At 58.3% G+C, this 15,235-nt stretch carries 16 protein-coding genes; 8 read left to right on the top strand and 8 right to left on the bottom strand.

Translation table 11 applies throughout. From position 1 onward, the window contains the following. Position 1: 1 nt before the first annotated feature. Positions 2-196, bottom strand: coding sequence for a hypothetical protein (locus AC2FF8_RS02865; RefSeq protein ID WP_496872020.1), 195 nt, complete (start codon positions 194-196; stop codon positions 2-4). A gap of 273 nt (positions 197-469) precedes the next feature. On the opposite strand from AC2FF8_RS02865, the gene AC2FF8_RS02870 reads away from it, so the two are divergent. Further along, a complete protein-coding gene (locus AC2FF8_RS02870; protein WP_496878866.1) occupies positions 470-1,684 on the top strand; it encodes a bifunctional alpha/beta hydrolase/OsmC family protein in 1,215 nt (404 codons plus the stop codon). Between the two features lie 30 nt (positions 1,685-1,714). On the opposite strand, the gene AC2FF8_RS02875 is transcribed toward AC2FF8_RS02870, so the two are convergent. The 3 genes from AC2FF8_RS02875 to AC2FF8_RS02885 form a co-directional block, all read right to left on the bottom strand. After that, positions 1,715-2,044, bottom strand: coding sequence for a hypothetical protein (locus tag AC2FF8_RS02875; RefSeq protein WP_496878867.1), 330 nt, complete (start codon positions 2,042-2,044; stop codon positions 1,715-1,717). Positions 2,045-2,055: 11 nt separating this feature from the next. Further along, positions 2,056-2,616: a hypothetical protein gene (locus tag AC2FF8_RS02880; protein ID WP_496878868.1), complete on the bottom strand. Its 561-nt coding sequence runs from the start codon at positions 2,614-2,616 to the stop codon at positions 2,056-2,058. 173 nt (positions 2,617-2,789) lie between these two features. Continuing rightward, the gene (locus AC2FF8_RS02885; protein ID WP_257598960.1) at positions 2,790-3,122 is read right to left on the bottom strand and encodes a hypothetical protein; all 333 of its coding nucleotides are present in this window, start codon (positions 3,120-3,122) and stop codon (positions 2,790-2,792) included. A gap of 88 nt (positions 3,123-3,210) precedes the next feature. Here AC2FF8_RS02885 and purB point away from each other — a divergent pair, with 88 nt between their 5' ends. The 4 genes from purB to AC2FF8_RS02905 all read left to right on the top strand — a co-directional run bounded on the left by purB (position 3,211) and on the right by AC2FF8_RS02905 (position 7,662). Further along, the gene (gene purB, locus AC2FF8_RS02890) at positions 3,211-4,515 is read left to right on the top strand and encodes an adenylosuccinate lyase (RefSeq protein WP_170343901.1); all 1,305 of its coding nucleotides are present in this window, start codon (positions 3,211-3,213) and stop codon (positions 4,513-4,515) included. Between the two features lie 373 nt (positions 4,516-4,888). Further along, positions 4,889-5,431, top strand: a complete 543-nt coding sequence (locus AC2FF8_RS02895) for a tetratricopeptide repeat protein (protein WP_170343900.1) — start codon at positions 4,889-4,891, stop codon at positions 5,429-5,431. 96 nt (positions 5,432-5,527) lie between these two features. Then, positions 5,528-6,601 (top strand): flagellar motor switch protein FliG, encoded by a 1,074-nt coding sequence (locus AC2FF8_RS02900; protein WP_496879271.1) that lies wholly within the window; start codon positions 5,528-5,530, stop codon positions 6,599-6,601. A 137-nt stretch (positions 6,602-6,738) separates the two neighbouring features. Then, positions 6,739-7,662, top strand: coding sequence for a lysophospholipid acyltransferase family protein (locus AC2FF8_RS02905; protein WP_171327996.1), 924 nt, complete (start codon positions 6,739-6,741; stop codon positions 7,660-7,662). Here the strand turns inward: AC2FF8_RS02905 and AC2FF8_RS02910 are convergent, their stop codons facing one another. Beyond that, entirely contained in the window at positions 7,663-8,364 is a 702-nt protein-coding gene (locus AC2FF8_RS02910) for a DUF1223 domain-containing protein (protein ID WP_170343897.1), read from the bottom strand. A 224-nt stretch (positions 8,365-8,588) separates the two neighbouring features. Here AC2FF8_RS02910 and acnA point away from each other — a divergent pair, with 224 nt between their 5' ends. The 3 genes from acnA to AC2FF8_RS02925 all read left to right on the top strand — a co-directional run bounded on the left by acnA (position 8,589) and on the right by AC2FF8_RS02925 (position 13,743). After that, the gene (gene acnA / locus AC2FF8_RS02915; protein WP_170343896.1) at positions 8,589-11,279 is read left to right on the top strand and encodes an aconitate hydratase AcnA; all 2,691 of its coding nucleotides are present in this window, start codon (positions 8,589-8,591) and stop codon (positions 11,277-11,279) included. A 120-nt stretch (positions 11,280-11,399) separates the two neighbouring features. After that, complete coding sequence (locus AC2FF8_RS02920) at positions 11,400-12,902, top strand: BCCT family transporter (RefSeq protein ID WP_496878869.1); 1,503 nt, start codon at positions 11,400-11,402, stop codon at positions 12,900-12,902. 139 nt (positions 12,903-13,041) lie between these two features. Then, positions 13,042-13,743, top strand: a complete 702-nt coding sequence (locus AC2FF8_RS02925) for an SDR family NAD(P)-dependent oxidoreductase (protein ID WP_496878870.1) — start codon at positions 13,042-13,044, stop codon at positions 13,741-13,743. A gap of 29 nt (positions 13,744-13,772) precedes the next feature. On the opposite strand, the gene AC2FF8_RS02930 is transcribed toward AC2FF8_RS02925, so the two are convergent. The 3 genes from AC2FF8_RS02930 to AC2FF8_RS02940 are packed head-to-tail and all read right to left on the bottom strand — an operon-like array spanning position 13,773 to position 15,233. Further along, entirely contained in the window at positions 13,773-14,312 is a 540-nt protein-coding gene (locus AC2FF8_RS02930) for a DsbE family thiol:disulfide interchange protein (protein WP_170343893.1), read from the bottom strand. Then, entirely contained in the window at positions 14,305-14,463 is a 159-nt protein-coding gene (ccmD, locus tag AC2FF8_RS02935; protein WP_170343892.1) for a heme exporter protein CcmD, read from the bottom strand. The genes AC2FF8_RS02930 and ccmD overlap by 8 nt, the downstream gene beginning before the upstream one ends. Beyond that, on the bottom strand, positions 14,460-15,233 hold the full coding sequence (locus AC2FF8_RS02940) for a heme ABC transporter permease (RefSeq protein ID WP_496878871.1): 774 nt from the start codon (positions 15,231-15,233) through the stop codon (positions 14,460-14,462). Before AC2FF8_RS02940 ends, ccmD begins: the two co-directional genes overlap by 4 nt. Positions 15,234-15,235: the final 2 nt, after the last annotated feature.

Here is a 15,235-nt window from a genome sequence, read left to right on the forward strand (position 1 = left end):
CTCATTCTGACCAATGTGACCGGCGCACGTTTCCGTGCCAGTCTTCGACAGCTGGACTTGCCTGAGCCTGCGGCCCGCTGAAAACTGCGGGCCGGGATTGCCCGACGGCGAAGCCCAAAAGGCCAGCCAGAACAATCGCCAGAACTGTACCTGGAAGTATCTTGGGAAGGTGTACGGCGGTGTCTGCATGTGTCATCTGTGTCTCCTTTATCAATTGCTGTGGTCAGTAGATGGGCCTGACAGTGGCATAAGTGAAACGAATGTTTGTTGTCGATCTCATCACAATTCTTGATTTTATCAACCTACCCCAGGGGTACGACCGCTTCTGCCCCCACCCGAGGCATCTGTCAGATTGCAAAGCGCTCGCTTCGTGCTCACCTTCCCGTGACGCGTTTGACATAAGGGTTGTGACCCGGCGGGCTTGACCACAGTATTGGGGATGTTTCCCCGAACCGCTCAAGGAGCCGACATGCCCACGGAACGCATCACTTTTGCCGGACATGACGGCAGCCAACTGGCCGCGCGGCTGGATTTACCGGATGGTCCGGTCCTTGCGACGGCCCTGTTTGCCCATTGCTTCACCTGCTCCAAGGACATACCTGCGGCCCGGCGCATTTCAGCCCGTCTGGCGGCCATGGGGATAGCGGTGCTGCGGTTCGACTTCACCGGCCTAGGTCATTCCGAGGGAGAGTTCGCCAACACCACCTTCACGTCGAATGTCGAGGATCTGATCTCGGCCGCGCACTATCTGGCCGGGCGAAACATGGCCCCTGCCCTGTTGATCGGTCACTCGCTTGGCGGCGCAGCGGTTTTACGGGCGCGTGCGGGAATTCCGACGGTCAAGGCGGTGGTTACCTTGGGCGCACCGGCCGATCCCTCTCATGTGTCCCATCATTTCGAAGATGCCCTGCCCCAGATTGAACAGGACGGTAGCGCCGAGGTCACCTTGGGCGGACGCCCGTTTCGAATTGGCAAGGCATTCGTGGATGACATTGCTGAAACGGCCCTGTCGGCCGCGATCGCTGATCTCAAAGCCGCTCTGCTGATCCTGCACGCCCCTCGGGACAAAACGGTCAGTATCGACAACGCGAGCGCCATCTTTCTGGCAGCAAAACACCCGAAAAGCTTCGTCACCCTCGACGATGCCGATCACCTGATCACACGAGCCTCGGATGCTGAATATGCCGCGGATGTCATCTCGGCTTGGGTCTCGCGCTATCTGAAACTTTGCCCACCCGCGCCACCTCCGGGTGCGCCGGAAGGTGTCGTTCGCGTGACCGAGGCGGATCCGAATGGCTTCATGCAGGATATTCAGGCAGGTCCGCACCATCATGCAGTTGCAGATGAGCCTGCCTCTTATGGCGGCACGGATAAGGGCATGTCGCCTTATGGCTTTGTCTCATCCGGTCTCGGCGCCTGCACGTCCATGACGATAAGAATGTATGCGCGCCGCAAAAAATGGCCGCTGACCAGTGTCAGCGTCGATGTTTGCCATGACAAAGTTCATGCTCAGGATGCCGGTTTGGCAAATGAGGGCAAAGTGGATCAGTTCCGCCGCAAGATCCGTCTGAGTGGCCCGCTTGATCAGGAACAAAAACAGCGCCTGCTGGAAATCGCGGACAAATGCCCGGTTCACCGGACACTTGAAGGCTCGGCGCATATCACGACCGAACTTCTTTCCTGAGAAAAGGCCGCCGGACAGGCGGCCTTTTGATTATCTGCGGCGTGGTGCCGGGCGATGGATTGGTGGCCGCGCGGCAGGTGGCCGGGCCACCGGGGGCCGCGGCCGCGCAGGAGGTTTGGTAACCGGTGGATTCGGGCGCTCGGGACGCACCGGTCGATCAGGTCGATTTGGGCGCTCCGGGCGGTTGATATCAACATCCACATCAACGTCGTGATAGTAGTCGTTCCACAGCATCGAGTCATAGAACGGGTCATACCCATATCCGACGCCAACCGTTACACCGTCACAGGCCGACAGCGTCAAAGTCGCAGCCCCCAGACCCAATGCGAGTGAAATCCGTTTGATCAGTCTAAAGCTCATCCTACCCCACCTCACAGAAGCGACCGGAACGACGCGAATACGGCATTCAGATCGTCTGCATAATCCGGGTTTGCCCCGTCTCGCAAAATGGCAACGGCTATGGCGACACGATTGCGCGGCAAGTCAATGACAGTGGCTGTAAAGCTCACTCCCTTGCCATCCCTGCGCCCGGTCCCGCGATAGACCCGGGCAGGCAACCCTCCGATGCGGGTGTCGCTGGTGCCGGTGATGGTCGGGTCTTTGACCAGAAACTTGTCGATATCCTGCAAGTACCGGACACCATCCTGGATGGTTGCAACTCCGGCAGGCGAAACAAAGCCCATCCAGACCATATCGTCCGTTACCGGACGCAGCCCCATGACCCGAGCCACCGCACGCGGATCATCCAACCCGGTGTCTTCGATCTCACGCGGGCCGCCGGTGCGCAGCACCCAGAAATCGGGCACGTCGAACCGAAAAAGCGCGCGACCATCCTCGGTATATGTCACCGGAGTGTCGGCCAATGCCGATCCTGCCCCACCCAGCCAGACAGCGGCGCAAACGGCAAAAATCGGAGCTGATAAGAAACGCATATCTCAATAACCTGATAATTTCTTCGCCCTCAGCTTGACCCCTGAAAGAGCGACTTGTCCAGCACTGCGTTGCAAAGACCCAAGAAAACCGCGATCAGGTATTGCCGTTTACCACACATGTTGTCCGACTTCTGCAAGCATCTCGCCCCAGCTTTCAGACAAACGCATGAAATCTATTTTGCGTAAACCCCGACGGTCTGGCCGCCTGCGTCATCAACGAAACGGATCGTTTCCCCATTTCGCCAGACGTCGTAGCAAGCCCACAAATCGGCAGGTGGCCATGTCGAGCAGTATTGATCACCTCTCACCGCCCAGCGCCCGACACTGGGCCCGCCCGAGAAGTACTGCGTGGTCATGCTGGCTTCGAAAGCCTGCCAAACACCCGCACCGTATTCCAGCTTCTTGCCCGCCAAGGCCGTCAGGATTTCCTCTCCGGACAGTTTCTGGAAGTCTCCTGCCACCAAAACACCCGGCCAAAGGGCGAAAATCAGGGCAAACCGTCTCATACCTGCTCTCACATCTTGTTCCCTTGCGCACGGGCGGCTAAACCCCGCGCCAACGCCTCATCCCAATCACATAAAGGTGCTGCCGCCAATGATTCCCCGTTATTCCCGCCCTGACATGGTTGCCATCTGGTCGCCCGAAACCAAGTTTCGCATCTGGTACGAAATCGAGGCGCATGCCTGCGATGCCATGGCCGATCTGGGCGTGATCCCGCGCGAGAATGCAGAAGCCGTCTGGAAAGCCAAGGATGTGGAATTCGACGTCGCCCGCATCGACGAGATCGAAGCCGTCACCAAACATGACGTCATCGCCTTCCTGACCCATCTCGCTGAACATGTTGGCAGTGAAGAGGCCCGGTTCGTGCACCAGGGCATGACCAGCTCGGACGTGTTGGACACCTGTTTCAACGTCCAGCTGACGCGCGCGGCCGACCTCTTGATCGCCGATCTCGAAGGGCTTCTGGCTGCACTCAAGCGCCGCGCGTTTGAACACAAGGACACGGTGCGCATCGGCCGCAGCCACGGCATCCACGCAGAGCCCACGACAATGGGCCTGACCTTTGCCCGGTTCTATGCCGAGATGGACCGCAACCTGTCCCGCATGCGCGACGCCCGTTCGGAAATCGCAACTGGCGCGATCAGCGGTGCCGTCGGTACATTTGCCAATATCGATCCCGCCGTCGAGGAACATGTCTGTGACAAAATGGGCCTAGTGCCCGAACCGATCAGCACCCAGGTGATCCCGCGTGACCGCCATGCGGCCTTCTTTGCGACGCTGGGCGTCATCGCCAGCAGCATCGAAAACATCGCCATCGAAATCCGTCACATGCAGCGGACCGAGGTTTTGGAGGGCGCAGAATTCTTCTCGATGGGCCAGAAAGGCTCGTCCGCCATGCCGCACAAGAAAAACCCCGTGCTGACCGAGAACCTGACCGGGCTGGCGCGCATGGTGCGCGCAGCTGTGATCCCGGCAATGGAGAATGTCGCCCTCTGGCACGAGCGCGATATCTCGCATTCCTCGGTCGAACGCATGATCGGGCCGGATGCCACGATCACTCTGGATTTTGCGCTGGCCCGTCTGACTGGCGTGATCGACAAGATGCTGATCTTCCCCGAAAACATGTTGGAAAACATGAACAAATTCCCGGGCCTTGTCATGAGCCAGCGCGTTCTGCTGGCCTTGACCCAGGCAGGGGTCAGCCGTGAGGACGCCTATGCCATGGTCCAGCGCAACGCGCTGAAGGTTTGGGAACACCGCACCGATTTCAAAGAGGAACTGCTGGCTGACGCCGACGTGACTGCCGCGCTCAGCCCCGAGGAAATCGAAGAGAAATTCGACCTCGGCTATCACACCAAACACGTGGATACGATCTTCGCCCGGGTATTCGGCGAATAAGCTGCGTGTCGACATCCCGTTCGCACGGCCCGGCCCGCAATTCGCAGGCCGGGCCTTGTTTTTGCCAGACCGCCCGAAATCGGCTATTCTGTGGATGAACTATTGGAGAGAGGCACCATGATCCGTACCGTTCTTTGCTCACTTGCACTTGTTTGCGCGGCGTCTGCCGGCCTTGCATGCAGCGTTCATTCCAAACAAACGCAATCCTGCGCACCGGGCACAGCCTGGGACACTGAAACGCAAAGCTGCACGAAATCGGTCAATAGCTGACGAATTTCTGTCCGACTTGTGAATAAAAGCAACCGTTCCACTGTTAGCTTTTTTGTAGATCGCACTATGATTTTGAGAGCAGCCCCGAGAACGGAGTAAGAATATGCGCCTTTTGTTAGCTTCAGCCCTCGCTTTGCAGGCCTTCGCCTTTGCCCCGGCGGTCCACGCCGCAGGCGGCGACAGCAGCAGCCCACCAAAACCGACGAATACGACCAAGAAATGTTTGTTCGGTCGGGTCTATGACGAAGCCAGAGGCCGGTGCGTCAAACCCAACAAGACCAACCTATCGGAAGATCAGCTATACGACGCCGTCCGCGAACTGGCCTATGACGGGCAATACGGGCACGCTCAGGATATCCTGCGGATCATGGATCAGGACGATGACCGCGTGCAAACCTATTGGGGCTTTACCTACCGCAAGATGGGCGAGCTGGAGTTGGCGAACGTCTTTTACCAGAATGCCATCAATGCCAATCCCGACAATCTTCTGGCGCGCAGCTACATGGCGCAAGGCTTTGTAGCCGAAGGCAAAACCGATCTGGCGATCGAGCAATGGCGCGAGATCAAGGCCCGCGGCGGCGAAGGGACCTGGGCCGAGACGTCCCTGCGCGAGGCCATCCGGACGGGGCTGACCTACAGCTACTGAGCTTCAGGGTTATTTAACCCGACTCTCGTTATTCTGCCCGTGGTTCGGAAAACTTGGCACTACGGGCAGATGCAGGACACAAACGCTTTGATACAAATGGCAAATGGGGGGTCAGCGCCGCTTGCCGCGGGGGATGACGGCGCGCCGCAAGTTGTTCCGCGAACATTGACCGGCCGGCAAAAAGCGGCCGTTGTCGTGCGCCTTCTGTTGAACGAAGGCGCCGATATTCCACTTGAGGAATTGCCCGACGACCTGCAAGAAACATTGACCCATCAGCTTGGGCAAATGGGCCTTGTGGATCGTGTAACCCTGGGCGCAGTGGCCCAGGAATTCAGCGACGCTCTGGACAATGTCGGGCTGGCTTTTCCGCATGGGCTTGCAGGGGCATTGGATGCGGTGAACGGAAAGATCGCACCATCGACAGCCGCGCGCCTGCGCAAGCTTGCCGGGGTGCGCCAGATCGGCGATCCATGGCAACGCCTGCGTGACGTACCCGTTGAGGATCTTGCCAAAATGGCTCAGGCTGAAAGCACCGAGGTGGCGGCCGTCATGCTTTCAAAGATGGATACCGCGCAGGCAGCACAGATGCTGGCCCATATGCCGGGCCCGGTTGCGCGGCGCATTACCTATGCCATCTCGAAAACAACAAATGTCACCCCCGAAGCTGTTGAACGTATTGGCTGGTCGCTGGCCGCGCAACTGGATCGGCGGCCTGCTCAGGCTTTCGACAATGGCCCCGACGCACGAGTCGGCGCGATCCTGAACCAGTCGGCGGCCGCAACACGCGACGACTTGTTGAACGCATTGGACGAGGACGACGCCGAATTTGCGGATCTGGTACGCCAGTCGATCTTCACCTTTGCCCATATCCCAAGCCGTATCGCGGCCCGCGATGTTCCCGCCATCCTGCGTGAAGTGGAACAGCCGGTTCTTGTCACCGCACTGGCAGGGGCCGCCGCGGATGATGACAAGGCATCCGTTGAATTCATTCTGTCAAACATTTCGTCCCGCATGGCCGACAATCTGCGCGAGGAAATGGCCGAACGTGGGCGCGTCAAACAATCGGAAGCCGAAGACGCCATGACACAGGTCGTGGCCGCCATTCGCACTCTGGTCGACGCCGGTTCAATTACTCTGATCGAAAAAGATGATGAGGAAGATACGGCCTGATACGTGAAATCAGGAGTTTTGCTCTGTCCGGCCACCTGCTGCGGGTTCAGGTTTTCCGCCCGTCTGGGCGCTTGAGCTTGCAGGCATCGGGCTGTATGTCATTCTCAGCAATTCGCAACACGCGGTGAGACACCTCCATGCCCGTTGAAAAGTCGGAGCTCAGCCGGTTTGAGCTTGGGAAATACTATGTCGCCAACCTGTTTCTTCAGGGGGTCATCCGCGTTATGCGCATGCTTCCCTATGAGCGGCGTATTCCAACGATGGGGGCCATCGTGCGGTCTCTGGCACCTGTTGTCGGGTTTCGCAAACGTGTCCGTCGGAATCTGAAGCTGACTTGCCCGGACTTGCCTGAAGCCGAAGTCAGGCAGATCTGCCGCGATGTGCCGGACAATGCCGGTCGTGCAATCATGGAGCATTTTTCTCCGGAAGATTTCATCGAACGCCAGAGCAAAGCCAAGATTTCAGGCCCAGGCATTGCCGCATTTGACGCGGCTGTTGCCGAGGGGCGTCCGATCATGATGATTACGGCGCATTTCGGTCACTACCTGGCAGCGCGCATCGCCTTGCAAACCTACAGCGGTCAGCCCATCGGCTGCCTGTATCGGCGGATGGCCAACCCGTATTTCAACGACGCTTATGTCGAGGCCTTCTACAAGACAGGGGCTCCGATGTTCGAACAGGGGCGGCGTGGTATGGTCGAGATGGTACGCTCGTTGAAAAAGGGCGGGATCATTGCCATCGTTTCCGATCTTCACGCAATGGGCGGTGAGGAACTGATGTTCTTCGGCAAACCCGCGGTGACATCCGTGCTGAACGCCGAGCTGGCCATCAAATACAAAGCCGAGCTGATACCGTGTTACGCGGTGCGTCAGCCCAACGGTCTCGATTTTGAGATCGTTCTGCACGAACCGGTTCCGCACACCGACCCAAAAACCATGACCCAGTTCACCAATGACGATCTGGAAAAGATGGTGCGGCAGCATATGGGGCAATGGTTCTGGATTCACCGCCGCTGGAAGCACTGGAACGGGTTGGGCATCAAACCGGAAGAGATGCCCTGATCACCTGACCCGGGTGGCGGCAACAATCGGCCCTTCCCCGGCCCTTTGAATCAGAACGACAGCCGGCAAATCTGAACCAAGCTGAACCGTAAATGTTTGCGGCGCAGTTCCATCCCATTGCCCTGCAATCTGCCAGGCCTCAACGACATTGGCATAGTCCAGTTCGTGCCCGGCCAGTTCTCCACGGCGGATCGAAGCGTGCCGCATGGGAGAATACTGAACCACATGCACGTCATAGGTATCGCCTTTCGGCAACTCGACGGGCGTCACATCCACTGTCACCTCATCGGCCGAGCGCACGGCCGTCACCAGCGCTTCGGGCGCTGCTTTCAGATGTGCTTCGATCAATCGATCAAGCTCCCGGGCTTGCGCCCCGACGATGTCGTGCTGCCCGTTGATCACCATCTGCGGGGTGTAGATCATGGAACGCCCCCCCTCTCGCGCATAAGCCCGCTGCCGAAGCGTATGATCGGGGTCTGCGTACTCGTCCTTCCACCCGATATAGTCCCAGTAATCGACATGCAGAGCCAGCCCTATGACGTCGTCGCGCTTGGCCAGATCATGCATGATCCGATCCGCCGGCGGGCAGGATGAACACCCCTGAGACGTGAACAGCTCGACCACAACCGGGTCTTCCCCGGCTGCGACCTTTGCCGCCACAAGGCAGGAAAACACGGTGGTCAAGGCAATGGATCTGAACATGAGAACTCTCGGGTTGAGCGGTTGGATCTCAGGGATAGCTGCTTTGCCACTCAACGACCAATCAAGGTTTCTTGAGACATTGACACACGCCCCAAGGAAAAAAGTGTACAATAGTATACAAATTTACCTCTCAACGCCTGTTGGACCTTGAACACGGGGGCTTGGTGATGCAGATAACACTCAGCAAATCCTAATATCCAAGTCATTTGAGAGGGAGGCCACAGATGCCCATCAAAGTCGGACAGGATACCGCCAAAACGCGCCGCAGTCTGAGCGTGAATGGTAAATCCATTTCCTATTATTCCATCCCCGCCGCGCAAGAGGCGGGCCTGGGCGATTTCTCCAAACTGCCTGCCGCACTCAAGGTAGTGCTGGAAAACATGTTGCGGTTCGAGGATGACGGGTTCTCGGTCTCGGTCGATGACATCAAGGCTTTTGCCGAATGGGGCGCGAACGGTGGCAAAAACCCCCGTGAAATCGCCTATCGCCCTGCCCGTGTACTGATGCAGGATTTCACCGGCGTTCCCGCCGTGGTGGATCTGGCCGCGATGCGGGACGGCATCAAGGCGCTGGGCGGCGACGCGCAAAAGATCAACCCGCTGAACCCGGTCGATCTGGTCATCGACCATTCGGTCATGATCGACGAATTCGGCAATCCGCGTGCGTTCCAGATGAATGTGGACCGTGAATATGAACGCAACATGGAACGGTACCAGTTCCTGAAATGGGGTCAGGGCGCGTTCAACAACTTCCGCGTTGTCCCCCCCGGCACCGGTATCTGCCACCAGGTCAACCTTGAGTATCTGGCCCAGACCGTCTGGACCGACACCGACCAGAACGGTGAAGAAGTCGCTTATCCCGACACGCTGGTGGGCACCGACAGCCACACCACCATGGTCAACGGCATGGCCGTACTGGGCTGGGGTGTTGGCGGGATCGAGGCCGAGGCCGCAATGCTGGGTCAGCCAATCTCGATGCTGATCCCCGAAGTCGTGGGCTTTGAACTGACCGGAGATCTTGTCGAAGGTACAACAGGTACAGATCTTGTTCTGAAAGTCGTGGAAATGCTGCGCGAAAAAGGCGTTGTCGGCAAGTTCGTCGAATTCTACGGCGAAGGCCTGGATCGTCTGCCGCTGGCCGACCGTGCGACCATCGCCAATATGGCACCGGAATACGGCGCGACATGCGGCTTTTTCCCGATTGACGGTGAAACGCTGCGTTACATGCGCAACACAGGGCGCGACGAAGATCGTGTCGCTCTGGTTGAAGCCTACGCCAAGGAAAACGGTTTCTGGCGCGATGAAAACTATGCGCCGATCTACACCGACACCCTGTCGCTGGATATGGGCACGATTGTTCCGGCGATCTCGGGGCCCAAACGCCCGCAGGATTATGTTGCGCTGACCGACGCCAAGGCCGCCTTCACCAGGGAAATGGCCGAGACCTTCAAGCGCCCGATGGGCAAACAGGTTGAGGTCAAAGGCGAAAACTACGGCATGGAATCGGGTAAGGTCGTGATCGCCTCGATCACGTCCTGCACCAACACGTCGAACCCTTACGTGATGATCGGAGCGGGCCTCGTGGCGCGCAAGGCAGCCGCGCTGGGGCTGGACCGCAAACCTTGGGTCAAAACCTCACTGGCACCGGGGTCGCAGGTTGTATCCGCTTACCTCGAGGCCGCAGGCCTTCAGGAGGATCTGGACAAGATCGGTTTCAACCTCGTCGGATACGGCTGCACCACGTGTATCGGCAACTCGGGGCCAATCCAGAAAGAAATCTCGGAGGCCATTGCGGAAGGCGATCTGGTCGCCACCTCGGTCTTGTCCGGCAACCGTAACTTCGAAGGTCGGATCTCGCCCGATGTGCGCGCCAACTATCTGGCTTCGCCGCCTCTGGTCGTCGTGTATGCGCTGGCAGGCACCATGGATATCGACCTGACATCCGAGCCGATCGGCAAGGACAAGGACGGCAATGACGTCTATATGAAAGACCTCTGGCCAACCCAGCAGGAGGTCGCGGAACTGGTCGAACAGACGGTGACACGCGAAGCGTTCCAGTCGAAATACGCCGACGTCTTCAAAGGTGACGAAAAATGGCAGTCGGTCGAAACCACCGACGCGGAAACCTATGACTGGCCGCCGACATCGACCTATATCCAGAACCCGCCTTACTTCCAGGATATGAGCCCCGAACCGGGCACGATTTCCAACATCGAAGGTGCCAAGGTTCTGGCCATTCTGGGCGACATGGTCACGACCGACCATATCTCACCTGCGGGGTCTTTTGCGACGACCTCGCCCGCAGGCCAGTACCTGATCGAACGTCAGGTTCAGCCGCGTGAATTCAATTCATATGGTTCACGCCGCGGCAACCACGAGGTGATGATGCGCGGCACTTTCGCCAACATCCGCATCAAGAACGAGATGCTGGACGGCGTCGAAGGCGGTTACACCAAGGGTCCGGACGGCGAACAGATGTCAATCTATGACGCCTCGATGGCCTATCAGGCGAATGGCACCCCGCTGGTTGTCTTCGGTGGCGAGCAATATGGCGCGGGCTCAAGCCGCGACTGGGCGGCCAAGGGCACGGCTCTGCTGGGCGTCAAGGCCGTCATCGCCGAGAGCTTTGAGCGTATCCACCGTTCGAACCTTGTTGGTATGGGTGTCATTCCGTTCGAGTTCACAGGAGGCGACAACCGCAAAACCCTGGGGTTGAAAGGGGATGAAACCGTTTCGATACACGGGCTGGATACAATCGAGCCGCTACAGGAAGTCCCCTGCACCATCGTTTATGGCGATGGAACCGAAAAGACCATCACCCTGAAATGCCGTATCGATACCGCGCCCGAGATTGAATACATCGAAAACGGTGGCGTGTTGCATTACGTCCTGCGCAATCTTGCGAAGGCATCGTAACCGATAGCACAGCGCTCAATTCAAACCCCCGGCCATCTGCCGGGGGTTTTTTTGTATTCTGGTCATTTATTCGAAAACCTGAAACTGTTGGGTAACGTCATCAACGGAAAACCAATCGCCATGAAGAAGCCCAACGCCCTGCTGGTGTGTTCGCTCAGCGTAATTGCAGTGATCGGGATATGGGGTGTCGTGGACATTCAAAGCCTGGTGACCTGGGCCAGTGGCATCGTCCGACAAACCTTCCACAGCCGCGGCTGGTTCGTGATGCTCGCCGCTTCGGGCATGTTGATCGGATGCCTGTTCCTGGCGTTTTCACCCTATGGCAATATTCGCCTTGGTCGGGATGACGAGGAACCAGAGTTTTCCACGGCTACATGGATTTCGATGTTGTTTTCCGCCGGTATGGGCGTCGGTCTTCTGTTTTGGGCAGTGGCAGAACCGTTGACCCATTTCAATTTTATCAACGGCATGGCACCGGATTTCATCGCGGCGCAGCAGGCCATGCTGGCGACGAACTTTCACTGGGGCTTACACGCCTGGGCCATTTACGGTTCAACCGCGCTTTCCATCGCCTTTTTCAGTTTTCGGCGCAGCACCGGAATGATGGTCAGCGCGCCGATCAAAAGCCTGTTTCCCGGCGAATGCTGGGCTGAACGTGTCGGCTGGCTTTCGGATTTCATGGCGATCATCGCCATTGCCATTGGTGTCGGCGGTTCCATGGCCATGGGCGTATTTCAGGTGGCAGACGGCATCGCCGTTCTCGGCGGACGGGAAACCGTCGGCGCCCTTCTGATTGGCGCCGTGTTTCTGGCAATGGTTGCGGCCTATATCCCGGCACTCCTGATCGATCTGGGTCAGGGCATGGCGCGCCTGTCCAATGCCGCCATGCTGATCGCAATCGGCCTTGTTGCCTACACCGTGGTCCTTGGCCCCACCGAATACCTTCTGAATACCATCGTTCAGGGGTTCGGCGACTATGTCACCAATGTCATTCCCAGGGGCTTTCAGACCTTTACGTTCTTCGGCGATGACGTCACCAGATGGTTCAGCGACTGGACCCTTACCTACATGGTCTGGTGGATCGCCTGGGGCCCGTTTGTGGGCGTCTTTGTCGCCCGCATCTCTCGCGGTCGCACGATACGGGAATTCGTGATCGGGGTCCTGTTCGCCCCCACGCTGTTTTCAATCCTCTGGTTCGGCGCCTTTGGTGGCATTGGCCTGTTCGAGGCGCTCAATGGTGCGGGCGAACTGCTGGCCTATACGCAGACAAACATCGAACGCGTGACCTTCGCCCTGCTCGACCGACTTCCACTGTCTGTGATCACCACGCTTGCAACGGTACTGGCCGCCTTTCTGTTCATCGTGACCAGCGTCGTAAGTGCGGCATTTGTTCTGGGCACCTTCTCGACGGGCGGGGACGAGAATCCCCCGCCGCGCGTCCGGCTGATCTGGGGAGGATTGCTTGGGCTGCTGAGTGTCGCGATGATCCTTTCGGGATCCGTGGACTCGGTGAAGATCCTCATCTCGCTTGGCGCATTGCCCTTTGTCTTCATTTCAGTCCTGCTGATGGCGTGCTTGTTCCGCGGGCTCAGAGAGGAGGGGCAACGCAATGCTGATCGGTGATCTCACGGACACTCTGATGAACCTTGTCACCTTTGCGTTCATCGCGGCAATGCTCTGGATATTGCTGCGCAAGTGACAGCATTTCGACAGCGCAAAAAACAACGTTGAATCCTGGGAGCTTTGCCGGTCATCTGAGTTCATGGAAAAAGTTGCACTGATAACCGGTGGTGCCCGTGGGATCGGGCGGGCAATAGTCGAAGACCTAAGCCGAGATCACCATGTTGCCTTCACCTGGTTGGCCAGCCAGCCCGATTCTGAAGTGCTGAAAGGCGACGTTCTGGCAATTCAATCGGACCTGACCGAAGACAACCAACCCACCCAGGTCGTCGAAAAGGTCATCGATCACTTCAGACGACTGGACGTGATCGTGAACAACGCGGGTCTTGTTCGCGCCACTCCGAAACAAGCGTTCAGGGTTGAAGACCATCGCGCCATTCTTGACCTCAATCTGCTGGCCCCCGCCGCGTTGCTGGCTGCGGCATTGCCGCATCTGAACCGCGGCGCTTCGATCGTCAGCATCTCATCGATGAACGCGACTTTGCCACCGCGCGACGCAGTGACCTATGGGGCAAGCAAGGCGGCTTTGAACCTGTGGACACGGGCCATGGCGAAAGAACTCGGCCCCGAAGGCATCCGTGTCAACGCGGTTGCGCCGGGCGCCATCAACATCCCCGAAGCCCCCCGTCCTGACGATCTGACATCGCTTTTCGTCAAGGAAACGGCGCTGGGCCGGATCGGAACACCCGAAGACATCGCCAGGGTCGTTCGGTTTCTGGCCTCGGACGCGGCGGGGTTCGTAACCGGAGAGGTTCTGGGCGTGACCGGAGGGTATCGCTTGTAAGGTGGCTTAAACCTCGTTTTCCAAATTGCTCAACCGCCCGCAGCCTTTTCCAACGCCGGACGCAGAGTGTTTTCAATCACGCGCTGCGTAATCGGGCCGGCAAAGCGCAGGATGATTGTGCCGTCGCCATCAACCACATAGGTTTCGGGTACGCCGTAAAGACCCCAATCCAATGCCATGCGGCCCTTCTCATCACGGCCAATCGCGGCGTAGGGGTCACCCAGCTCGGTCAAGAACGCTTGGGCGTTGCCCAACTGGTCTTTGTAGTTGATGCCATAGACCGGGATGCCTTCGGCGGCCAGCGCTTCCAGATTGGGATGCTCGGCACGGCACGGCGCGCACCAGCTGGCCCAGTAGTTGACCAGTTTGACTTCTCCATCCCGCAGCGTGGCATCATCAAACAGCTTCTTTTCCGGAAACTCGGTCAGAACCACGGGCGGAGCCGGTTGGCCTTCGCGGGCAGAGGGCAACGCGTTGGGGTCTTCCCGGAACATACCGATCCCGGCCAACACGGCGAAAGCGCCAAAAATCAAAGGCGGCGCGATCATCAGGGGCGATATCTTAGCCATTGCGCGAAATCCTTTGTTCGATTTTTTCCATCTCAGTGCGTATCTTGCGCCCTCGCATCACGCTGAACACGATCAATGCCACAAGCAGCACGATGGACACGGCATAAGACGACAAAACCGCGTCAGCGTATTTTCCAAGATCGGGGATCATCCGCCCACCCTTTCCCGCGCCTGCAACGCCTTGATGCGACGCGCGCGGATTTCAGTCCCGGTGCGGTACAGCACCAAAGCAATGAACAGCAGAACAAATCCGATGATGCACAGCAACAGCGGATAGAAGTAGATATTGCTGACTTTTTCTTCCGTATCGGCTCCGGTCACGGCAGCCGCCCGCATGACCGATGCGCCCTGATGCAGGCCCTGGTTCCAGAAGTTGACCGCATATCGGCTGAGCAGCGCGAACACGGATCCGACCAGACACAGAACCGAGGTCAGGTCCGCCGCGGTGTCCGGATCCTCGATAGCTTCCCACAACGCGACATAGCCAAGATAGAACAGGAACAGGATCAGAAACGACGTCAGACGCGGATCCCACGCCCACCAGGTGCCCCACATGGGCTGTCCCCAGATCGCCCCTGTCAGCAACGCAATCAGGGTCATCACGATCCCGATCGGTGCAGCCGCCCGCGCCGCCAGCGCGCTGACATGGTGACGTCGCACCAGCCAGACCAAAGAAGTCGCCAGCATCATCAGCCAGCAATTGATCGCCATCAGCGCCGCCGGGACGTGCAGATAGATGATCTTGACCGTCGACCCTTGTTTGTAGTCGTCCGGCGTGAAGAAGAACCCCCAGACCAGCCCGACGACGATGCAGATGATCGAGATGATCCAGAAAAACGGCAGGACACGTTCACTGGTCGCAAGAAACTTGCGCGGGTTGGCGTATTCCCAGAGGGCATTGGCTTTGGCTGCTATCGACATGG

The organism is Ruegeria sp. YTSA144, from assembly GCF_059610125.1.